This is a genomic window from Cupriavidus phytohabitans (genome assembly GCF_000426345.1).
Lineage (GTDB): Bacteria > Pseudomonadota > Gammaproteobacteria > Burkholderiales > Burkholderiaceae > Cupriavidus.
On the sequence record NZ_AUFE01000005.1, the window covers coordinates 76,646 to 97,767 of the forward strand.

A 21,122-nucleotide genomic window follows, 5' to 3' on the forward strand; every position below is an offset into this window, starting at 1 on the left:
CACCCGGACTTCAGCCGCTTACTTGCGGTTCAGCAGCAGACCGACCAGCAGGCCCACGCCGGCCGCCACGCCCACGGCGCGCCAAGGGTGGTCATGCACGTAGTCGTCGGTGGCGCGAGCGGCTGCCTTGCTCTTGGTCACGACGGCATCCTGCAGGTCCTGGGCCTTTTCCTTGGCTTGCTTGAGCAGACCCATGCCGCGCTCGCGCAGTTCGGCGGCTTTTTCGCCGGTGGTCGAAGCGGCTTGCTTCAGCAGCTCCTCGGCGTCGGACAGTACGGTCTTGACATCGCTCATCAGTTTCTCCTGTTTGCGGGCGGTTGGTTCGGTTTGTGCGGATTCTGACATTTTCTACGCTCCGAGGCTAACGGCATTGTCTGTCTGATACTTAGCATATGTGGCGAGCCACGGTGGTTTCAAGGCCACGCGCCTCAACGCCGGTATCGGCGAGGCCATTGCCAGCATGCCCGAAAGCGCGCGAAAAGACTGTCAGAAAATGTCTATATGACTACGAGTGATTTTGTAGTGACTTTATATTCGTTTGGGTTGGATATCAATCGGGATACTGTGGTTCCACTTCGAAATCAGGAGATCTGAACATGGCATTGCGTCTCGGCGATATCGCCCCGGACTTCGAGCAGGATTCGAGCGAAGGCCGCATCCGCTTCCACGAGTGGCTCGGCGACGGCTGGGGCGTGCTGTTCTCGCACCCGGCCGACTACACGCCGGTGTGCACCACCGAACTGGGCCTGACGGCAAAGCTGAAGGACGAGTTCGCGCGCCGCGGCGTCAAGGCGATCGCGCTGTCGGTCGATGGCGTGGAATCGCACCACGGCTGGATCCGCGACATCAACGAGACCCAGTCGACCACGGTCAGTTTCCCGATCCTGGCCGACGGCGACCGCAAGGTCTCGCAGCTGTACGACATGATCCATCCGAACGCCAGCGAGACCCTGACGGTGCGCTCGCTGTTCATCATCGATCCGAAGAAGAAGGTGCGACTGATCATCACCTACCCGGCCAGCACGGGGCGCAACTTCAACGAGATCCTGCGCGTCATCGACTCCCTGCAGCTGACCGACAGCCATAGCGTGGCCACGCCCGGCAACTGGCAGGACGGCGACGACGTGGTGATCGTGCCCTCGCTGAAGGACGAGGCCGTGATCCGCGAGAAATTCCCGAAGGGCTACACGGCCGTGCGGCCGTACCTGCGGCTGACGCCGCAACCCGACAAGGCATGACGGCCAAATGAACGCGGCCCCGCATACTGCGGGGCCGGCGTCCGGAACAGGTGTTTTGTCGACGGGGGCAGCCTCGTCGTCTCCTTGGTAGTGTGCTTGGCCCGGCTTCGCAGCCGGGCATTTTTCATTTCAGGAGTTCCTGTCCGTAAGGGCGTGGTTCCGGCGTGGTTCCGGAGGCTTCAGAAGAATGCCTGGAGGCCGGTCTGGGCGCGGCCCAGGATCAGCGCGTGGATGTCGTGCGTGCCTTCGTAGGTGTTGACCACTTCCAGGTTCACCACGTGGCGGATCACGCCGAATTCATCCGAGATGCCGTTGCCGCCGAGCATGTCGCGGGCCACGCGGGCGATGTCCAGCGACTTGCCGCACGAGTTGCGCTTCATGATCGAGGTGATTTCCACCGCGGCGGTGCCTTCGTCCTTCATGCGGCCCAGGCGCAGGCAGCCTTGCAGGCCCAGCGTGATCTCGGTCTGCATGTCGGCCAGCTTTTTCTGCACCAGCTGCGTCTGGGCCAGCGGGCGGCCGAACTGCTTGCGGTCCAGCGTGTACTGGCGGGCGGTGTGCCAGCAGAACTCGGCGGCGCCCAGCGCGCCCCAGGCGATGCCGTAGCGGGCCGAGTTCAGGCAGGTGAACGGGCCCTTCAGGCCCTTCACGCCCGGCATGATGTTCTCTTCCGGCACGAAGACCTGATCGAGGACGATTTCGCCGGTGATCGACGTACGCAGGCCAACCTTGCCGTGGATGGCCGGGGCGCTCAGGCCCTTCCAGCCCTTTTCGAGGATGAAGCCGCGGATGTCTTCCTTGCCGTCTTCGCCCGCCAGCTTGGCCCATACCACGAACACGTCGGCGATCGGCGAGTTGGTGATCCACATCTTGGCGCCGGTCAGCTCATAGCCGCCGTCGACCTTCTTGGCGCGCGTGACCATCGAGCCCGGGTCGGAGCCATGGTTCGGCTCGGTCAGGCCAAAACAGCCGATCCACTCGCCAGAGGCCAGCTTGGGCAGGTACTTCTGCTTCTGCGCTTCAGTGCCGAATTCATAGATCGGCACCATCACCAGCGACGACTGCACGCTCATCATCGAGCGGTAGCCCGAATCGACGCGCTCCACTTCACGGGCGATCAGGCCGTAGCTGACGTAGTTCAGGCCGGGGCCGCCGTATTGCTCGGGGATGGTGGGGCCGAGCAGGCCGAGTTCGCCCATCTCGCGGAAGATCTCGACGTCAGTCTTCTCGTTGCGGAACGACTGCAGCACGCGCGGCATCAGCTTGTCCTGGCAGTACGCCGCGGAGGCGTCACGGACGGCGCGTTCGTCGGCGGTCAGTTGCTGGTCGAGCAGCAGGGGATCGGCCCAGTGGAATTCGGCATTGGCAGCCATGCAGGTCTCCTTCGGTGGCGCGGCGGAAGCGGGGGCGACTTGCGCGGGTGCTTCCAGAGTGTGGTTCGGTGATCGTTGGCGGAGGATTTTCGGTTCCGCATTGCGGAACTGTGTTCCGTTGAATTAGTATATCGCAAAGGCTTTGCCGCGCAACAGGCAAAACCCCAAGCCACCGATGCCTTGTGCGATGAGCGGACAACCGCCGACCAGAGAGGAGCACATCTTGAACAGTCCGTCACTTTCGAACGACGCCCCGACACCGGACACACCGGTACGTGAGAGCGATCCCAATTTCGTCACCGCGCTGGCGCGCGGGCTGGAGCTGCTGCGTTGCTTCCGTACTGGCGAGGCGATGTTGGGCAACCAGGATTTCGTGCGCCGCACTGGCTTTCCCAAAGCCACTGTCAGCCGGCTGGCCGGCACGCTGGTGCAGTTGGGTTACCTGCGCTATGACGACAGCCTGGGCAAGTACGCGCTCGATGCGGGCGTGCTGGCGCTGGGGTATGCGTACCTGTCGGCGTCCGACGTGGTGGCGCTGGCGCGGCCGCATATGCTGGCGTTCGCGCAGTCGTACGGCGTGTCGGTGTCGCTTGGCAAGCGTGAGCGGATGGAGGTGATTTATCTCGAGTCGATCCGTAACGACGCTGGCGTAATGCTGGGGCTGGGGGTGGGATCGCGGCTGTCGCTGGTGTCCAGTTCGATGGGACGGGCGTATCTGGCGGCCCTGCCGCCGGCGCGGCGGGATCGGGTACTCGCTGAATTCAGCCAGGCATTTCCGGAGCAGTGGAAACAGCAGGAAGGGCCGACGCGGGTGGCGCTGGCCGATGCGCAGCAGCGGGGCTATGCGTCCTCATTCCGGGATTGGCATCCCGCTATCCATGCTTGCGCGGTGGCGTTCCGGCCCGTTGGGGAGAAGGATCTGCATATGCTGAGTTGCAGCGCTTCTTATGGGGCGGTGGAGGAAGAGGTTTTCCACCGGACGCTGGCGCCGGCGCTGGTGGCCTTGGCCGGCAGGTTGTCGGACGGAGTTTAGAGGCTTCCCGTTGGTGTCTTTGCCTTGCGGCCGGGCATTTGGTGAATGCCCGGCCCGGGGCCTTAGGACGCCGCTATCCCGGAATGCGGGGCGCCAGGGATCAAAGATCCGTCCTGAGCTTCCAGAGCTCCGGAAACAACACCACATCCAGCATCTTCCGCAAATAGCTGACACCCTCGGTGCCGCCAGTGCCACGCTTGAAGCCGATTACGCGTTCAACCGTAGTCACATGCCGGAACCGCCATTGCCGGAACGAATCCTCCAGGTCGACGAACTTCTCGCCAAGTTCATACAGCTCCCAGTGCGCGGAAGGATTGCGATAGACCTCAAGCCAGGCCGCCTCAACCGAAGCGTTGTAGGCAGTAGGCTGGGTCCAGTCGCGCTCGACGCAGTCTGCATCGATGGCAAAACCACGCCGCGCCATCAGCCGGATCGCTTCATCATAAAGCGACGGCGTTTTCAGAGCAGTCTCCACCAGCGCCAGGTGCTCGGCCCGGTGCGCATGCGGCTTCAGCATGGCCGCATTCTTGTTGCCGAGGATGAATTCGATCTCCCGGTACTGGTACGACTGGAAGCCAGACGACATCCCCAGGTAAGGCCGCATCGCCGAATACTCCGGCGGCGTCATCGTCGCCAGCACGTTCCACGCCTGCACCAGCTGGTCCATGATGCGCGACACGCGCGTCAGCATCTTGAACGCGGGCGGCAGGCTGTCGGTCTTGACCGACTCGCGCGCGGCGCGCAGCTCATGCAGCATCAGCTTCATCCACAGCTCGGTGGTCTGGTGCTGCACGATAAACAGCATCTCGTTATGGTCCGGCGACAGCGGGTGCTGCGCGCTCAGGATCTGGTCCAGGCCCAGATAATCGCCATAGCTCATGTCCCTGGCGAAATCCATCTGCGCGCCATGCCAGCCATCACCCTGCGATGCCGTTTGCGATGCGCTCGCCGCGCCCGAGAACGGGCATCCCTTGATTTCACTCATGATGCAACTCCCGATCAGGTCACCTGGCCGCGCACCTGGAAGCGCGCATCGCGATACGCGCCGCTGTCCAGCACATCGCGCAGGATTTCCACAGCATCCCAGACTTCGGTGAAGCTGGTGTACAGCGGCGTGAAGCCGAAGCGCGCGATGCGCGGCTCGCGGTAGTCGCCGATGACGCCGCGCTCGATCAGCGCCTGCACCACGGCATAGCCTTCCGGATGTTCCCAGCTCACCTGGCTGCCGCGGCGCGCGTGCTCGCGCGGCGTGACCAGCGTCAGCGGATGGTGGCCGCAGCGCGCTTCCACCAGCTGGATGAAGAGGTCGGTCAGCTGCAGCGACTTGGCGCGCAGTGCCGCCATGCTGGTCTGCGCAAACACATCCAGCCCGCACTCGACCATCGCCAGCGAGGTGACCGGCTGCGTGCCGCACAGGAAGCGGCGCACGCCTTCGACCGGTCGGTACTGCGGTTCCATCGCGAACGGCGCGGCGTGGCCCCACCAGCCCGACAGCGGCTGCCAGAACGCATCGCGCAGCGCCGGCGCGACCCACACGAACGCGGGCGAGCCCGGGCCGCCGTTCAGGTACTTGTAGGTGCAGCCGATGGCGTAGTCGGCGCCGGACGCCTTCAGGTTGACCGGCACGGCGCCGGCGGAGTGGCACAGGTCCCAGACGGTCAGCGCGCCGCGGGCATGGGCCAGTTCGGTCAGCGCGGCCATGTCGAGCATCTCGCCGCTCTGGTAGTTGACGTGCGTCAGCATCAGCACCGCGGTATCGGCGCCGACGGCGGCGTCGATCTCGGCGGGCGAGTTGACCAGGCGCAGCGAGTAGCCCTGCTGCAGCAGGTCGGCCAGGCCCTGTGCGATGTAGAGGTCGGTCGGGAAGTTGCTGGCTTCGGACACGATCACCTTGCGCGCCGGGTCGCGCGTCTGCTGCACGCGCAGCGCGGCGGCCAGCACCTTGAACAGGTTGATCGAGGTGGTGTCCGTCACCACGACTTCATTCTCGCCGGCGCCGACCAGCGGGGCGAGCTTGTTGCCCAGCCGCTGCGGCAGTTCGAACCAGCCGGCGGTGTTCCAGCTGCGGATCAGGCCATCGCCCCATTCCTCGGCCACCACCTGGGCGGCACGCGCGGCGGCGGCGCGCGGGCGCGCGCCGAGCGAGTTGCCGTCGAGATAGATCACGCCCTCGGGCAGGGCGAACTGGTCGCGCAGGGGGCGCAGGGGGTCTTGCTGGTCGAGCTGCAGACAGTGCTCGCGGTCAATGGTTGTCATGTCTTGTAGTGGCTATGTGAATCTTTGAAGCGTTCAGTACAGGCTGCGCAGCACGGCGCGCACCGGGCTGGCATCGAGCCCGGCAAAGCGCAGCGGCAGCGCGATCAGCTCATAGTCGCCTTCGGCGACGTCATCCAGCACGATGCCTTCCAGGATCGCCAGCCCATGCCGGCGCACGGCCTTGTGCGCGTCCATGGTCTTGGATTCCTGCGGATCGAGCGAAGGCGTGTCGATGCCGACCAGCTGCACGCCGTGCGCTGCGAGCAGCGCGATCGTGTCGGCGGCGACGGCACAGAAATCAGGATCCCATTGCGCCAGCGGCGATTGCTGGTAGGTACGCAGCAGCACGCGCGGCGGCAGGTCCTGCAGGGCGTGTTCAACATGGCGCGGCTCCACCACCGGAGATGCGCCGATGCAGTGGACTACCCTGCAGGGGCCGAGGTATGGCGCCAGCGGCACGTCGCCGATCGGCGCGCCATCAGCGGCGTAGTGCAGCGGCGCGTCGGCGTGGGCGCCGGTGTGCGGCGACAGGGTAATGCGGCCGACATTCACCGGGCAGTGTTCGTCCATCTGCCACGCGGGCACTTGCTGGAACGGGGTGTCGCCGGGCCACACCGGGGTGGCCGGGGACAGCGACGGGCTGATGTCCCACAGCCGGCGCGGGTCTTGTCTGGGGGCGGTCATGGAAGGGGGCGGCGGTGCCGTTTGTGTCTGCCTCGATGTCGGCATATTAGACAAAATCCCCGGGAAGAGGCTTGCGAAATGAGCCGTCAGATCGGCCATCTTTCGCATAAAATGCGAATATCTGTAGAAACATCGCAGGAAATTCGAATGACCCTCGATCCCATCGATCTACGCATCCTCGCCTGCCTGCAGGAGAATGGCCGCATCAGCAACCAGGACCTGGCCGACCGGGTGGCGCTGTCGCCTTCGGCATGCCTGCGCCGCGTGCGGCTGCTGGAAGAGTCAGGGGTGATCGGCGGCTACCGCGCCTGGTTCGATGCCGAGCAACTCGGGCTGGAGCTGGAGGCCATCGTGCAGGTGTCCATGCGCCATGACGTGGAGGGCTGGCACGACACCTTTATCGCCGCGGTGCAGTCGTGGCCCGAAGTGCTGTCGGCCTACATCATCACGGGCGACAGCAACTACATCCTGCGCGTGCAGGCGCGCAACCTGAAGCACTACTCGGACTTCATCGTGAACCGGCTGTACCGCACCAAGGGCGTGATGGATATCCGCTCGAACATCGTGCTGCAGAGGATCAAGACCGACAGTTCGCCGCTGGCGATCCTGAAGGCGGCGGGGGAAGAGGCCTAACGCTGCGTGTGCAGCGAGATCAGCTGCCGCAACGTTTCCTTGAGCTGTGCCCCTTGCTCGGGCCCGAAATCGTTCAGCACCGCGCGCTCATGCTGCGCGGCGCGTTCCAGCAGCGGCCGGGCCAGCGCCAGCCCGTGCGGCGTGATCGAGATCAGCGCATGGCGGCGGTCGGTGGTGCCGGCGGTGCGCCTGACCAGCCCCTCGGCGGCCATGCGGTCGACCAGCTTGGTCAGCGTGGGCTGCTTGGTCAGGGTGATTTCGGCCAGCGCGCCGATGGTGCAGTCGGCGCGGTCGGCCAGTGTTGCCAGCACGCGCCATTCCGGCACGGACAGGCCGCGGGCTTCGACCTCGCGGTGGAATTCGCCGGAAATCAGATGGCTGGCGCGGGCCAGCAGGTAGGCCAGGTAGCCATCGACGAAAGGCTGGTCCGCCATGATGGAGCCGCGCGCTCAGGGTTCGAGCGGACTGGTGGTGGAAAACTGCCCGCCCTGGAACACCAGCGGGCCGTTCGGGCCTTCGAGCACGCCGCAGCGCTCCACCTCGCCGACGAAGATCACATGGTCGCCCTCGTCGTAGCGGCTGCGGTTATGGCATTCGAACCATGCCAGCGCGTTGGCCAGGATCGGCAGGCCGGTGGCCGACAGCCGGTAGTCGACGCCTGCGAAGCGGTCGCCCTTCAGCGTGGCGAAGCGCTGGCACAGGTCCAGTTGCGATGCCGACAGCACATTGATGATGTAGTGGGTGCCGTCGCGGAACATCGGCAGGCTGTTCGCCCGCGTGGCCATGCTCCACAGCACCAGCGGCGGATCCAGCGACACCGAGTTGAACGAACTGGCGGTGATGCCAATAAACGGCGGCGCGCCGGCCGCGACCGATTCGGCGCTGGCACGCGTGGTGATGACCGTCACGCCGGTCGCGAACTGTGACAGCGTGCGGCGGAAATGCTGCGTATCGAAGTCCGGTGCGGCGGCGACGCTGGCGATCCGTGGCTGGGCCTCAGGCATGCCCATGGGGGCTCCACTGGAGTTCATGAAATTTCATATATATTATTCGCGCCAGGGACTTCAACCAAGTCCGCTGACACGCCGCCCTGCGGCGGGTGTCGGTCGAGGCGCAAAAAACAGCGCGGCGCATGCCGCCACGATAACAAGCAGGAGACAAGACATGCTCATCGAGCAGATCGAACACCGCTGGCTGGCGGCGTTCCGGCGCACTCTGGAACTCTGTGCCCTGCAAGGCGCGGAAGTCGTTGGAATTGTAACGGAGTCGCAATCCCGCCCTGTCAACGTGGCCTTGGCCGAATTGGCGGTGCACTCGCTGGGTGCCACGCCGGTGCGGATCCAGGTGCCGACACCGGCACTCAGTGCCCCCGCCCCGGTACGTTCGACCGGCGCCAGCGATGCCCTGCAAAATCTCGCGCCGGTCGTCGCCGCGCTGTCCCGCTGCCACCTGGTGCTCGACTGCACCGTCGAAGGCCTGCTGCACGCGCCCGAGCTGCCGCTGATCCTGCGCGGCGCCGACGGCGTCGTGCCGCGCATGCTGATGGTCAGCAACGAACACCCGGAGATCCTGGAGCGCTGCCAGCCCGACCCCGCGCTGGAAGGCACCGTGCGCGCCGCGATGAAGCGTCTGCGCGGCGCGAAGGAAATGCGCGTGCATTCCGCGGCCGGCACCGAGCTGCGTATCGGCCTGGCCGACGCCCGCGTGGGTGGCGTCTGGGGCTTCTGCAACAAGCCGGGGCAGGTCTCGCACTGGCCGGGTGGCCTGTGCCTGGCGTTCCCGGCCAGCCGCCAGGTCAACGGCACGCTGGTGCTGGCACCGGGCGACGTCAACCTGACCTTCAAGACTTACCTGCGCGACACCGTGGTCTGCCATATCGAGGATGACTACGTCGTCGCCGTGGAAGGGCAGGGCGTCGACGCCGACATGATGCGCGGCTATTACCAGGCCTGGGCCGACCGCGAGGGCACGCGCGACGCCTACGCGGTCTCGCACGTCGGCTGGGGCCTGAACCGGGCGGCGCGCTGGGACGCGCTCGCCTTCTACGACAAGCGCGACTGCAACGGCACCGAGCTGCGCGCATTCGGCGGCAACTTCCTGTTCTCCACGGGCGCCAACGAGGTGGCGGGCCGCCATACGCTGGGCCATTTCGATTTGCCGCTGCGCAACTGCACGGTTTCGCTCGATGGCCGCAATGAAGTCGAGGCAGGCCAGCTGGTGGAGGTGCCGGCATGAGCGTGCCCACCCTCCATAAGCACCCCAATGGCATCGCCACGCTGGCGTGGGGCGACGGCCCGGTGGCGGTGGTGATGCTGCACGGCATCGGCGGCGGCAAGGCCGCGTGGCCGGCGCAGGGCGAAGCGCTGGCGCAGGCGGGCTACCTCGCGCTGGCGTGGGACATGCCCGGCTATGGCGACAGCGCCATGATCGATCCCTATGACTTCGACGGCCTGGCACGCGCGCTGGCGCCGCTGTTACAGGCCGAGCGCGATGCCGGCCGGCGCGTGGTGCTGCTCGGCCACAGCATGGGCGGCATGGTGGCGCAGCAGGCGTATGCCGCCATGCCGGCCTTGGTCGACGGCATGGTGCTGTCGGGCACCTCGCCCGCGTTCGGCAAGGGCGACGGGCCGTGGCAGCGCGAGTTCGTCGCCGCGCGCACCGCGCCGCTGGATGCCGGCAAGAGCATGGCCGAGATGGCGGCAGGGCTGGTGCGCACCATGGTCGCGCCGGATGCCGATGCGCCCGCCGTGGCGTTCGCCACCGCGGTGATGGCTGCCGTGCCCGCGCCCGCCTACCGCGCCGCGCTGGGTGCGCTGGTGCGCTTCAACCAGCGCGACACGCTTGCGCGCATCGTCGTGCCGGTGCTCGCGCTGGCCGGCCAGCACGACACCAACGCCTCGCCGGAAGTGATGCAGCGCATGGCGCAGCGCATCCCCGGCGCCGAATACCACTGCCTGCCCGATGTCGGCCACCTGGCCTGCATGGAGCGGCCGGCGGCCTTCAACGCTCCCGTACTCGCTTTCCTCCAACGGCATTTCCCGGTGCGCTGACGCGCGCGCCGGTCCCGAAGTCCCTGAAAACCAGATCAACGGCGCAGGTTCATATCGACCGGCGCCAAGGAGACCGCGACATGCCATCCGGCCAGCTCGACTTCATCCCCGCCGTCGGTACGGCGGATTTCACCCCGCGCCAGGCGCGCCTGCTGGCGCTGGCCAACCGCCTGGGCCGCGAACGCTTCGCCGCGCGTGCCGCCACCTGGGACCGCGAGGCCAGCTTTCCCTTCGCCAACTACGACGACCTGCGCGAAGCCGGCCTGCTGGGGCTGTGCGTGCCGGAAGCCTTCGGCGGCGAAGGCGCGGACTTCGCCACCTATTGCATGGTGGGCGCCGAGATCGGCCGCTTCTGCGGCGCGACCGCGCTGACGTACAACATGCATATCTGCTCGACCATGTGGACCGGCACGCTGTCCGATGGCATCGAGATGACGCCCGGACAGCGTGCCGAGCACGAGGCCCGCCGCGCCCTGCATTTCGCGCGCGTGGTGCGCGACGGCGCGGTCTACGCGCAGCCGTTCTCGGAAGGCTCGGCCGCGGCCGCCGGCAAGGCGCCGTTCGGCACCGCCGCGCGCAAGGTCGAAGGCGGCTGGGTGCTGAACGGCCGCAAGATCTTCGCCTCGCTGTCGGGCGCTGCCGACTTCTACGGCATCCTCTGCACCGAGGACCGCGGCGACCAGCATCCCGATATGCGCGATACCCTCTATATCGCCGTGCCGGGCAAGGCCGACGGCCTCACCGTCACCGGCGAATGGGACCCGATGGGCATGCGCGGCACGGTCTCGCGCACGCTGCTGCTCAAGGACGTGTTCGTGCCCGACCAGGAGCAGCTGATGCCGCGCGGGGTCTACTACCGCGCCGCGCAGACCTGGCCGGCCATGTTCTTCACGCTGTCGCCGACCTACCTCGGCGTGGCGCAGGCCGCCTACGACTTCACCGTGCAGTACCTGCGCGGCGAGGTGCCGGGCCAGCCGCCGGTCAAGCGCCGCATGTACCCGACCAAGCAGATCGCGGTGGCGCAGATGCGCATCCAGCTCGAGACCATGCGCTCGATCTTCTGGCGCGTGATCCATGAAGCGAAGCCGAACCCCTCCAGGGACGAGCGCCTGCGCCTGTACGCCGCGCACTACACCGTGATGGAAGGCGCCAACGATATCGCGCGGCTGGCGATCCGTACCTGCGGCGGGCAGTCGATGCTCAAGGACCTGCCGCTGGAGCGCCTGTACCGCGATTCGCGCTGCGGTGCGCTGATGCTGCCCTGGACCGCCGAGCTGATCCTGGACCGCATGGGCCGCGAAACGCTGTACGAATCCGGCGAGCGCGACGAATGAGCGGCGCCAGCACTGGCCCGTCCCGTTGCGGCGCCGCCGGACCCGGCGCGCTGCCATCCCTGCTGTGGGCGCACGCTGACGCGGCGCCGCAGCGGCCCGCGCTGCATTACCTCGGCCGCACGTTGAGCTACGGCGAGCTGTGGCGCCGCGTGGAGCGCGCCAGCGCCCACCTGGCGGCGACCTGGGGCATCCGCCCCGGCGACCGCGTCGGCACGCTGTGCCTGAACCATGAATTGCAGCTGGTGCTGCTGTTCGCCTGCGCGCGGGTCGGAGCGATGTTCGTGCCGTTGAACTACCGGCTCGCCGCGGCCGAACTGCACGCCATCGCCGGCCATGCGCAGCTGGCGTTGCTGTTCCACGACGACGCGCATGCCGCGCGGGCGCAGGAAGCCAGCGATGGCCAGTGCCGGCTGGCGCATCTGGAACGCATCGTCGATCACCCGGCGCCGCTCGTTGCCAGCTTCCCGCACGTTGCCGGCGCCGCGCCGCTGCTGCTGGCCTATACCTCCGGCACCACCGGCAAGCCCAAGGGCGCGGTCCATACGCAGGCCGGGCTGCTGGCCAATGCGCGGGCCAGCTGGTGGGTGCACGGCATGACGCGTGACGACCATGTGCTGTCGGTGCTGCCGACCTTCCATGTCGGCGGCCTGTGCATCCAGACGCTGCCGGCGCTGCTGGCCGGGGCGCAGGTGACGCTGCATGACCGCTTCGCGCCCGGCGCATGGCTGGCGTCGGTCGCGCAAGCGCGACCGAGCCTGTCGCTGATGGTGCCGGCCACGCTGCGGGCGGTGCTGGAGCATCCCGGCTGGGACAGCGCCGACCTGTCGCCGCTGCGCGGCGTGATGGCCGGTTCGTCGACGATCCCGCTGTCTTATATCGACGCTTTCCACGCGCGTGGCGTGCCGCTCGGCCAGGTCTATGGCGCCACCGAGACCGGACCGGTGTCGGTGGCGCTGAAGCTGGAAGACGCCATGGCGCGGCCAGGCTATGCCGGCTGGCCGGTGCCGGAGGTGACGGTGCGGCTGGCCGGCCCCGACGGCGCCGAGGTAGCTCAGGGCGAGGTCGGCGAACTGTGGGTGCGCGGCGCCAGCGTCATGGCCGGATACTGGAACCAGCCCGCCGACGGACTGCCCGGCGGCTGGTTCCATTCCGGCGACCTGGCCCACCGCGATGCCGACGGCTGCATCGAAGTGGTCGGCCGCAGCAAGGACATGATCATTTCCGGCGGCGAGAACATTTATCCGGCCGAGATCGAAAACGTGTTGCTCGGGCTGCCCGGCGTGCAGGAGTGCGCGGTGGTGGGGGTGGCCGACGCGCGCTGGGGGGAGGTGCCGGTGGCGGTGATCGTGCCGGCGCCGGGCGCCGACCGCGCGCCGCTGGCCCCGGCGTCGGTACGCGAGGCGCTGGCCGCCCGCATCGCCCGCTTCAAGCTGCCGCGGGAGGTGGTGCTGCTCGATGACCTGCCGCGCAGCGCGCTGGGCAAGGTGATGAAGCCCCAGCTGCGGGCGCTGCTGGAATCGCAACGGCAACCCGGCTGACACGGCAGTCCAGCCGCATGGCCGATGCGCGCGCGCCCGACTGCGCTTATGCTTGAGGTCCGTGACACCGGACAATCACGACATTGACATAGACCAGCCAAGGGGGCGGCGCAACATGGAACATCGATATGAAACGGCCACGCTGGGGGGCGGGTGCTTCTGGTGCCTGGAGGCGGTCTACCAGCAGGTCAAGGGCGTAGTCGCGGTGGAGTCGGGCTATACCGGCGGCCATGTGGATCATCCGACCTACCAGCAGGTGTGCGAAGGCGATACCGGCCACGCCGAAGTGGTGCGCGTCACCTTCGACCCGTCCGTGATCACTTTCCGCGAGATCGTCGAGATTTTCTTTGCCATCCACGATCCGACCACGCCGGACCGGCAGGGCAACGACGTCGGGCCGCAGTACCGCTCGGTGATCTTCACGCATTCGGAAGCGCAGCGCGCCGTTGCCGAGTACGTCATGCGCGAACTGGCCGCGGCCAAGGTCTACGATGCCCCGATCGTGACCCAGGTCGAGCCCGAGCAGCCGTACTGGCGCGCGGAAGAGGGCCACCAGAACTACTTCCAGGACCATCCGAGCCAGGGCTACTGCGCCTTCGTGATCTCGCCCAAGCTGGCCAAGTTCCGCAAGCAGTTCGCCGCCAGGCTGCGGGTGTAGCCGGCGCCTACAGCCGTGCGGCGATGGCCTCGGCCAGCCGCGCGATGCTCAGCGGCGCGCAACCTTCGGCATTGTTGCTGACGATGACGATGGCGGGCTGGCCGGCGCGCACGGTGCGCGCCACCACGTCGGCGATGGCGTCGCGCGTGCCGGGATCGTCGTCGACGATGCGGTCGAACGGCGTGTACAGCTTCTCGGCATACGCGTATGGCCGGCCCGCGTGCAGCATCCAGCGCAGCAGCAGCGGCCCTGGGCCGGCTTCATCCATCAAGGCCTGCGCCGCGGCCTGGCGCGGCACCGCCGGCAGCCGGTCGCGCGCCGACAGGCAGAAGCGCGCGCCATGGCGGCGCAGCAGCTTGATATAACGCGGCGTCAGTAGCGCCGGGTCGCGCAGCTCGACGGCATAGCAGGCATGCGGGGTGATGGACGGGTCCAGCGGCGGCAGCGCGCCCAGGAACGCGTCGAGCTGCTCCAGGAACATGCCGCTGTCCGCCAGGCTGCCCATCGGCGACAGCTGGAACAGCAGCGGCCCGCATTTGCTGCCGAGGCCTGCGGTCGCCGGGGCGATGAAGTCGCGCACCGCAATCTCGGTGTCCAGGAACGCCGCATTGGCGAGCCGGCCTGCGCCGTCCGAGCCGCGCAGCCAGGCGTCGCAGACGCTGGCCGGCGCCTTGACCACGAAGCGGAAACCGTCCGGCACTTGCCCTGCGTAGGAAAGGTAGTCCGCCAGCGGGATCGGCCCGTAGAAGCCGCGATCGATGCCCGCCGCGCGCAGCAGCGGATGGCGCGAGTACGCGGCCAGCCCCTTGCGCGACAGCATGCTGTCACCATACTCGCCGTCATAGACGAGCTTGTCCCAGCCGGGGTACGCCCACGACGAGGTGCCGAAGTAAAGGTTGGCGGGCAGGCGCGCCGACAGCGCGCGCAGTGCCTCGTCCGGCGGCGCGGGTTGCACGCCCTGGGCACGGACTGCCTTTGCGGGAGGGGCGGGAGCTTGTTGCGGGGCGGGCACGGGCAGCCCGCCAAAGAGGTCTTCGGTCAATCGGTCAATCGGTCCATGTCGGGTTCGGCATCGTTCAGCCGTTGCGCCCGATGGGCTGCTCATAGATATAGCGGCGCGACCACGGCACGGTGGCCGACGACATCCCCGCCTTGTGGCAGACCACCTGGTAGATCGACATCTTGTCGGTCTCGAAGGCATGCGAGCAGCCGGCCAGGTACACGCGCCAGATGCGGTACTTCTTCTCGCCGACCATATCACGGATGGTCTCGCCCTTTGCCTCGAAATTATCGGCCCAGTGGCGCAGGGTCTGCGCGTAGTGGCGGCGCAGCAGTTCCACGTCGAGCGCTTCCAGGCCACCTTGCTCCATCGTCTTCAGCACCAGCCCGATGTGCGGCAGCTCTCCTTGCGGGAACACGTAGCGGTCCATGAACTCGGCGCCGTCCATCGGCGTCTGGCCGTTGTCGGGGTCGGGCGAGGTGATGCCGTGGTTCATCGCATAGCCGTCATCGGCCAGCAACTCGCGCATGCGGCGGAAGTACCCAGTCAGGTTGTCCTTGCCCACGTGCTCGAACATGCCGACGCTGGTGATGCGGTCGAAGGTGCCAGAAGTGTCGCGGTAATCCTGCAGCCGGATCTCGATACGGTCGGACAGCCCTGCCGCCTTGACGCGCTCGGTGGCCAGGTCGAACTGGTTCTGCGACAGCGTGATGCCCACGCAGCGCGCCCCGTATTTCTGCGCGGCGCGCAGCACCAGCGCGCCCCAGCCGCAGCCGATGTCCAGCAGTGTCTGCCCGGGCTGCACCTGGATCTTGGTCAGGATATGGTCGATCTTCTTGAGCTGCGCAGTGGCCAGGTCCTCGTCGCCGTTCTCGAAATAGGCGCACGAGTACACCATGTTGGGATCGAGCCAGAGCTTGTAGAAGTCGTTGGAGACGTCATAGTGATACTGGATCGACTTCCTGTCTTCCTGCCTGGTGTGCGAGAAATGCTGCGCCACCTTGGCCAGCGCGCCGCCGGCACGCCGCGTGGCGGCCGCCGACAGGCCGTAGCCGACCTTGATGATGTCGGCCAGCCTGCCGTCAAAGTCGATCTTGCCCTGCACGTAGGCCTCGCCCAGGTTGTCCAGGCTTGGCGTCAGCAGCAGCGGCAGTGCTGCGGCCTCGCGCACGGTCAGCGTGACCTGCGGCTCGTCGAAATGGCCAAGGGCATATTCGGTGCCATTCCACAGGCGCAAGCAGACCGGCAGGTTGGCATTGTCACGCAGGTCGGCGATCCAGTTGTCGAGTTGCTTTTCCAGGGCTTGCTTGAAGAACATGCGTTTCACCTCCCGATGGTTGCGGCACACGCTCGACCGATCCTCCGGACAAGGCAGGTACTGCCCCGAGCCTTGACCCGAGTCCGTCGCGAGCGCTTGCGTAAAAATCACCAAGCGACGCCAGTCCCACTTTAGTCGAATTCTGCGGGCAGTGCAGCGCACCCTCGGGAAGCCCCCGGGACAGACCCGTTCGGACCTCCGCGGCCAGCGCGTCAGGGCGAGAGGCGCACGATCTGCCAGGCGCCGCCCGGGTGGACGCGATAGACGATGCGGTCATGCAGGCGCGACGGACGCCCCTGCCAGAATTCCAGTGCGGTCGGCACCAGCCGGTAGCCGCCCCAGTGCGGCGGGCGCGGCGGGTTGTCGCCGAACTTGCTGCGGTATTCCAGCTCGCGCTGTTCCAGCACGTCGCGGCCGGGTACTTCGCGGCTTTGTTCGGAAGCCCACGCTCCCACGCGCGAGCCGAGGGGGCGAGAGGCGAAATAGGCGTCGCTCTCGTCGTCGGCAACTTTTTCAACGATGCCTTCCACCCGCACCTGGCGCTCCAGCTGCACCCAGTGGAACAGCAGCGCGGCGCGGGGGTTTGCCGCCAGGTCCAGGCCCTTGCGGCTCTCGTAGTTGGTGAAGAAGGTGAAACCGCGATCGTCGATGCCCTTGAGCAGCACGATGCGTGCCGAGGGCTGGCCATCGGCGCTGACGGTGGCCAGCGTCATGGCATTGGGTTCGGGCAGCTTGGCCGTGACCGCCTCGTCGAACCAGCGCTTGAACTGGCTCATCGGGTCGGGGGCCACGTCGGTTTCGGACAGCGAGCCCAGGACATAGGTACGGCGGAGGTCGGCGAGTTGAGTCATGTCGCAATCATCAAAGAATCGGTCGGGGTGCGCGGCGTGCCCGGGGGCGGGGGCGCAGGTCCGGCTGATTCGAGTATAGCGAATGCATCGGGGGCCGCATTTGCGCGCCGGCAAGGCGTGCCGGCGGCGTCACAGCGGCGTCACAGCGGCCAGGGGGCGCGCCGGTGTTCACGCCGGTGGCAGCGTCCTGCGTCCCTGGCGCCGCGAGTAGTAGCCGGCCGCGCCCATCGCGCCGGCCATCGACAGGAAGATCGGCAGCATGCCGAGCGCCGTGCCGACCACGCCGAAGGTCAGCGGCCACACCACCTGGCTGGTATTGAGCACCGCCGAGCGCAGGCCCAGCGCCTCGCCGGCGCGTCCGTGCGGCGACACCGTGTGCAGGATGTTCATGACATTGGGCTGGGCGCTGCCCAGCGCCAGCCCGAGCACGAAGGCCAGGCCGCACATCAGCCAGAAATGCGTGATGAAGGGGTAGGCCAGGTAGGCCAGCGCGCCCACCAGCAGCGCGGTGCGGATGATCTTCCACTCCGACAGGCGGCGCGACACCACCGGCATCGCCACGCGGATGATCAGGGTTGCCATGGCAAAGGCGCCCAGCACCCAGCCGATCGACGACGGCGACAACCCGATGCGCGAGCCCTGGATCGGGATCAGGAAGGCATGCAGGTCCCAGGCCGCCGACAGCACCGCGCTGGCGACAAAGACGGCGCGCAGTTCGGGATACTGCAGCAGGCCCAGCGTGGAACGGCGGGTGCCGTCCTCGATGGCGATGCGGCTGGCATTGCCGCCCTGCGCCGGCAGCCGCGGCCGCACCCACTGCAGGCCGGCCTGGCCGACCAGCGCCACCGCGACCAGCACGGCAAAGGCGGGGCGGAAGCCGGCATGCTCGATGACATAGCCCATCGCCACCGGCCCCAGCGTCCCCGACACCGACAGCCCGAGCGCGTGCCAGGTGTAGTTGCGCAGCCGCGTGTCGTTGGTAGAGACCTGGCCGATCAGCAGTTGCATGGCCACCTGGACCAGCATGAAACCCACTCCGATCAGTGCGCACGACAGGTACAGCGCATCCAGTTCATGCCACACCGCGGGCAGCAGCGTGCCGGCCACTACCATCAGCGAGCCGGCGGTCATCGGCTTGCGCGGGCCGATCTCGTCGATGCGCTTGCCGGCGCGAATGGCCAGGAGCATCGGCAGCAGCGCGTACAGCGACATCAGCACGCCGAGCGTGACGGTGGAAGCCTTGAGGGAAATCGCGAACAGCGACACCACCACGCGGCTGGCGTTGAATGCCACGTGGTTGCACACCGTCAGCGCGATCAGCCAGGTGATCGGCGGGACGGCGGCGTGCGGCAGCGACACGGGGGCGGGCGAGTGGCGTCGTGGGACCGCGCTCGCGGGTGGCCGGCGGCCGCGCCGAGGCGGACAACAAAACGGAAAGAAGCGGAAACAAAGGGCGGCCGCAGCCGCGCCTTCCGAAGGATGCGGACGGGCGAACCCGCATCGCATCCGATGCTTGCCATGCTTAAACTTCTTGTAAATGGCCGTTTAATTATGCGCCGCATGTGGGCGAGTTACAACGGCAAACTGCGACGGGATGTCGCAGCCAGCGGAAGTGTTGCGGTTTCGCTTCAGACAACTGCAGACATGTCGCCACGCGGCGACATTCCCGGCGAGGAGCCGGTGGTGGCGTCGGCTCAACCGCCCTTGTACAGCGCCGCCTCGTTGTCCGGGCGCAATGGCTTGCGCGCTTCGCGCTCGGCCGGGCGTTCAGGGCGTTCAGGGCGTTCAGCGTGGCCGGCCTGCGCCTCCGCCTGTGCGGCAGTGCCGGGCGTTTCCGGCGGAATCGGCTTGCCGGCGGTCATGCCCGCGGTGCCGCCTGTCTTTGGATCCTTATAGGTCTTGCCGGGAGGCGGCGCGACCGGGCGCTTGCGCAGATCAGCCAGCAATGCGGCGCATTTGCTGCTGTCGCCGCCAGGCGACAGGTCCACCAGCGGCAGCACCGCGGTGGCGACCGGCGCCAGCAGCGCCAGCGACAGCGCGCCGCCGGCGCGCAGCGCCAGCACGCCGATGTCGGGGCTGACCGTCGGCTTCTTCATGGTTCCGCCCACGTACAGCGGGGAGCGCAGGGAAAAGACGCGCAGGCCCTTGGAGTCCGGGTGGATGGTCAGTGCCAGCCGCTCGCTGCGCAGGTCGATGCCGCCGGTGGTCTCGATGACTGCGTCGTCGGTATCAAGCACGAAGGTGCGCGCGCGCGCGATGCCGTTGGTAAAGGCAAAGTCGCTGACGCCGCAGTTGATCTGCACCGGCTTGTCGCCGAACAGCTTGTTGATCACCAGGCTGCCCACGTTCAGGCCGATCGCTTCCAGGATGAACTTGCTGACGGTGCCGTTCTCTACCAGCAGCTTGGCCTCGCCATTGGACGACCCTAGCAGCGCCCCGACCGAATTGCCGGTCGCCGTCAGCTTGGCGCTGCCATTGAGTTCACCGATGCTGGCGCGCATCAGGTCGATGGTGGGGAACAACTGCTTGAGCTTCATGTGGCGCGCGGTCATGTCGAGCACCGCGCCCATCGGCTCGCGCTTGCCGTCCAGGCGCACGGTCGACACCAGGTTGCCGCCGGCCACGCCGAAGTTGAGCGGATCGAGCAGCAGCACGCCATCCTGCATCTTCAGGTGGGTGACCAGGTTGGTGATGGGCAACTCCGCGTCGCGGATGATGCGCTTGCCGGCAAAGTGCACGTCGGCATCGATCTTGTCCCAGCGTTCCGTATGGAACGGCGCCGCCGGCAGTGCCTTGTCGGGCGGCTGCCGGACCGCGCTATCCTTGGCCGGGCGCCCGGGCTTGGCGTCAGCGCCGATCAGCGGCGCCAGGTCGACGAAGCGCAACTGGTTCGACAGAAGGGTGCCGGCCAGCAGCGGGCGCGGCTCGCGCTTGGTGAAGGTCAGCGTGCCGGACAGGTCGCTGCCGCCGACACGGCCGGTGAACTTCTGGTATTCGTAGATCGAGCCTTCCTTGCGCAGCGTGGCCATCAGCCGGCCGCGGGTTTCATAAGGCGGCGTCGACGGCAGCACCACGCCGGTGAGCGCGTACAGCCTGGCCATGCTGTCGCCGGCCAGCGTCAGGTGTACGTCGACAGCGGCCAGGTGGGCGGGATTGGTCACGGTGCCTTCAATGAGCGCGCGCGTGGTGCCCACGCGCACATCGGCCAGGAACGGGAACGGCACATCGGTATTGCGCAGGCTCAGCACGGTGCCTGCCTTGCCGCTGGCATTGATGGTGGCATCGTTGTAGCGGCCGGTGGCTTTCCAGCGCAAGCCGTAGCGGTCGGTGCCGGCAGTGGCCGAAGCCGGCGGCCCCGATGCGGATGGGGCCGACGCGGACGGCGCGGATGCCGCCGCCGCGCTGGCCGGCGGGCCGGGCGGCACGGCGGACGCCTGCGGCCCGACCAGCGCGCCGTCGCGCGCCTTGTCATAAAGCGGGTTTTCGCCGATGGTGTCGAGCTGGGCCTGCAACTCGATCTTCTTGAACTGGTCGGACAGCGCCAGGTTGCCGCGCGCCAGCACTATCTCGCCGATATCCAGCTCCCATTTCGACGGGCCTTTCTTGGGGCCGAACTCGAGCGTCCAGTTGTTGCGCGAATCGGCCAGCCGCTCCAGCCATACCGCCGGGCTGTCGACGACGATGGTGGGCACGGCAATCTGGTGCGCCAGCAGCGGGATCGGGCGCAGTACGAAGATCAGTTCGCGTACGGTGGCGAGGTTGGGTTGGCTGGCCCAGTCGGTATTGGCGATGGTGATGTCGCGTGCCGACAGGCGCGGCCACGGTACCAGCGTATGCCAGCCGGTCTCGCCTTCGCCGCGGCGCCAGGTCACGGTCAGGTCGCCGTTGATGGCAAAGGGACGGCCGATGGCCTCGGAAACCTTGTTGTTGAGCCAGGGCTTGGCGCGGTTCCAGTCAAAGGTCAGGAACAGGACCAACAGCAGCGCGATCAGCGCGATCGGTGTCAGCACACTCCACAGGACGACCTTGCGGCGCACGGGCATGAGGCGGGCTCCTCTATGGCGGGGCAGGTCCGCTGGTACCGGCCGGCCCTCAATGGGCCCTCAAAGGCTTGCCTGGGCTTGCGTGGGGCGGCGAACGGAACACTGCAGGTCTA

At 67.4% G+C, this 21,122-nt stretch carries 20 protein-coding genes; 8 read left to right on the plus strand and 12 right to left on the minus strand.

Annotated elements, in window-relative coordinates; translation table 11 throughout:
• Window positions 1-18: 18 nt before the first annotated feature.
• Complete coding sequence (locus tag K309_RS0105450) at window positions 19-345, minus strand: ElaB/YgaM/YqjD family protein (RefSeq protein WP_022536174.1); 327 nt, start codon at window positions 343-345, stop codon at window positions 19-21.
• 251 nt (window positions 346-596) lie between these two features.
• On the opposite strand from K309_RS0105450, the gene K309_RS0105455 reads away from it, so the two are divergent.
• Entirely contained in the window at window positions 597-1,238 is a 642-nt protein-coding gene (locus K309_RS0105455) for a peroxiredoxin (protein WP_029045472.1), read from the plus strand.
• 179 nt (window positions 1,239-1,417) lie between these two features.
• Here K309_RS0105455 and K309_RS0105460 read toward each other — a convergent pair whose 3' ends face one another.
• Complete coding sequence (locus tag K309_RS0105460; RefSeq protein WP_029045473.1) at window positions 1,418-2,611, minus strand: acyl-CoA dehydrogenase; 1,194 nt, start codon at window positions 2,609-2,611, stop codon at window positions 1,418-1,420.
• Window positions 2,612-2,834: 223 nt separating this feature from the next.
• On the opposite strand from K309_RS0105460, the gene K309_RS0105465 reads away from it, so the two are divergent.
• Window positions 2,835-3,644: an IclR family transcriptional regulator gene (locus K309_RS0105465; protein WP_029045474.1), complete on the plus strand. Its 810-nt coding sequence runs from the start codon at window positions 2,835-2,837 to the stop codon at window positions 3,642-3,644.
• A gap of 100 nt (window positions 3,645-3,744) precedes the next feature.
• Here the strand turns inward: K309_RS0105465 and kynA are convergent, their stop codons facing one another.
• Genes kynA through kynB form a run of 3 tightly spaced genes read right to left on the minus strand, consistent with a single transcriptional unit; the run spans window position 3,745 to window position 6,584 of the window.
• The gene (gene kynA, locus K309_RS0105470; RefSeq protein WP_029045475.1) at window positions 3,745-4,629 is read right to left on the minus strand and encodes a tryptophan 2,3-dioxygenase; all 885 of its coding nucleotides are present in this window, start codon (window positions 4,627-4,629) and stop codon (window positions 3,745-3,747) included.
• 14 nt (window positions 4,630-4,643) lie between these two features.
• Window positions 4,644-5,900: a kynureninase gene (kynU, locus tag K309_RS0105475; RefSeq protein ID WP_029045476.1), complete on the minus strand. Its 1,257-nt coding sequence runs from the start codon at window positions 5,898-5,900 to the stop codon at window positions 4,644-4,646.
• Between the two features lie 33 nt (window positions 5,901-5,933).
• A complete protein-coding gene (kynB, locus tag K309_RS0105480) occupies window positions 5,934-6,584 on the minus strand; it encodes an arylformamidase (protein WP_029045477.1) in 651 nt (216 codons plus the stop codon).
• 147 nt (window positions 6,585-6,731) lie between these two features.
• Here kynB and K309_RS0105485 point away from each other — a divergent pair, with 147 nt between their 5' ends.
• Window positions 6,732-7,217, plus strand: coding sequence for an Lrp/AsnC family transcriptional regulator (locus K309_RS0105485; protein WP_029045478.1), 486 nt, complete (start codon window positions 6,732-6,734; stop codon window positions 7,215-7,217).
• Here the strand turns inward: K309_RS0105485 and K309_RS0105490 are convergent.
• Together K309_RS0105490 and K309_RS0105495 are read right to left on the minus strand one after the other, a co-directional pair.
• Window positions 7,214-7,651: a MarR family winged helix-turn-helix transcriptional regulator gene (locus K309_RS0105490; protein ID WP_029045479.1), complete on the minus strand. Its 438-nt coding sequence runs from the start codon at window positions 7,649-7,651 to the stop codon at window positions 7,214-7,216. The two genes, K309_RS0105485 and K309_RS0105490, sit on opposite strands and share 4 nt — an antisense overlap.
• A gap of 15 nt (window positions 7,652-7,666) precedes the next feature.
• Window positions 7,667-8,227, minus strand: coding sequence for a flavin reductase family protein (locus K309_RS0105495; RefSeq protein ID WP_029045480.1), 561 nt, complete (start codon window positions 8,225-8,227; stop codon window positions 7,667-7,669).
• Window positions 8,228-8,381: 154 nt separating this feature from the next.
• On the opposite strand from K309_RS0105495, the gene K309_RS0105500 reads away from it, so the two are divergent.
• The 5 genes from K309_RS0105500 to msrA all read left to right on the plus strand — a co-directional run bounded on the left by K309_RS0105500 (window position 8,382) and on the right by msrA (window position 13,797).
• Entirely contained in the window at window positions 8,382-9,452 is a 1,071-nt protein-coding gene (locus K309_RS0105500) for a 2,5-dihydroxypyridine 5,6-dioxygenase NicX family protein (RefSeq protein ID WP_029045481.1), read from the plus strand.
• On the plus strand, window positions 9,449-10,267 hold the full coding sequence (locus K309_RS0105505; RefSeq protein ID WP_029045482.1) for an alpha/beta fold hydrolase: 819 nt from the start codon (window positions 9,449-9,451) through the stop codon (window positions 10,265-10,267). Before K309_RS0105500 ends, K309_RS0105505 begins: the two co-directional genes overlap by 4 nt.
• Window positions 10,268-10,347: 80 nt before the next feature.
• Complete coding sequence (locus K309_RS0105510; protein WP_029045483.1) at window positions 10,348-11,601, plus strand: acyl-CoA dehydrogenase family protein; 1,254 nt, start codon at window positions 10,348-10,350, stop codon at window positions 11,599-11,601.
• Entirely contained in the window at window positions 11,598-13,139 is a 1,542-nt protein-coding gene (locus K309_RS0105515) for a class I adenylate-forming enzyme family protein (RefSeq protein ID WP_029045484.1), read from the plus strand. Before K309_RS0105510 ends, K309_RS0105515 begins: the two co-directional genes overlap by 4 nt.
• Window positions 13,140-13,254: 115 nt before the next feature.
• On the plus strand, window positions 13,255-13,797 hold the full coding sequence (gene msrA, locus K309_RS0105520; RefSeq protein ID WP_029045485.1) for a peptide-methionine (S)-S-oxide reductase MsrA: 543 nt from the start codon (window positions 13,255-13,257) through the stop codon (window positions 13,795-13,797).
• A 7-nt stretch (window positions 13,798-13,804) separates the two neighbouring features.
• Here the strand turns inward: msrA and K309_RS0105525 are convergent, their stop codons facing one another.
• From K309_RS0105525 to K309_RS0105545, 5 genes are all read right to left on the minus strand, one after another.
• Window positions 13,805-14,839: a DUF72 domain-containing protein gene (locus K309_RS0105525; RefSeq protein WP_029045486.1), complete on the minus strand. Its 1,035-nt coding sequence runs from the start codon at window positions 14,837-14,839 to the stop codon at window positions 13,805-13,807.
• Window positions 14,840-14,873: 34 nt separating this feature from the next.
• The gene (locus K309_RS0105530; protein WP_029045487.1) at window positions 14,874-16,115 is read right to left on the minus strand and encodes a class I SAM-dependent methyltransferase; all 1,242 of its coding nucleotides are present in this window, start codon (window positions 16,113-16,115) and stop codon (window positions 14,874-14,876) included.
• 212 nt (window positions 16,116-16,327) lie between these two features.
• The gene (gene pdxH / locus K309_RS0105535) at window positions 16,328-16,966 is read right to left on the minus strand and encodes a pyridoxamine 5'-phosphate oxidase (RefSeq protein ID WP_029045488.1); all 639 of its coding nucleotides are present in this window, start codon (window positions 16,964-16,966) and stop codon (window positions 16,328-16,330) included.
• A gap of 168 nt (window positions 16,967-17,134) precedes the next feature.
• Window positions 17,135-18,325 (minus strand): MFS transporter, encoded by a 1,191-nt coding sequence (locus K309_RS0105540; protein ID WP_029045489.1) that lies wholly within the window; start codon window positions 18,323-18,325, stop codon window positions 17,135-17,137.
• A 335-nt stretch (window positions 18,326-18,660) separates the two neighbouring features.
• Window positions 18,661-21,009, minus strand: a complete 2,349-nt coding sequence (locus K309_RS0105545) for an AsmA family protein (protein WP_029045490.1) — start codon at window positions 21,007-21,009, stop codon at window positions 18,661-18,663.
• Window positions 21,010-21,122 lie beyond the last annotated feature (113 nt).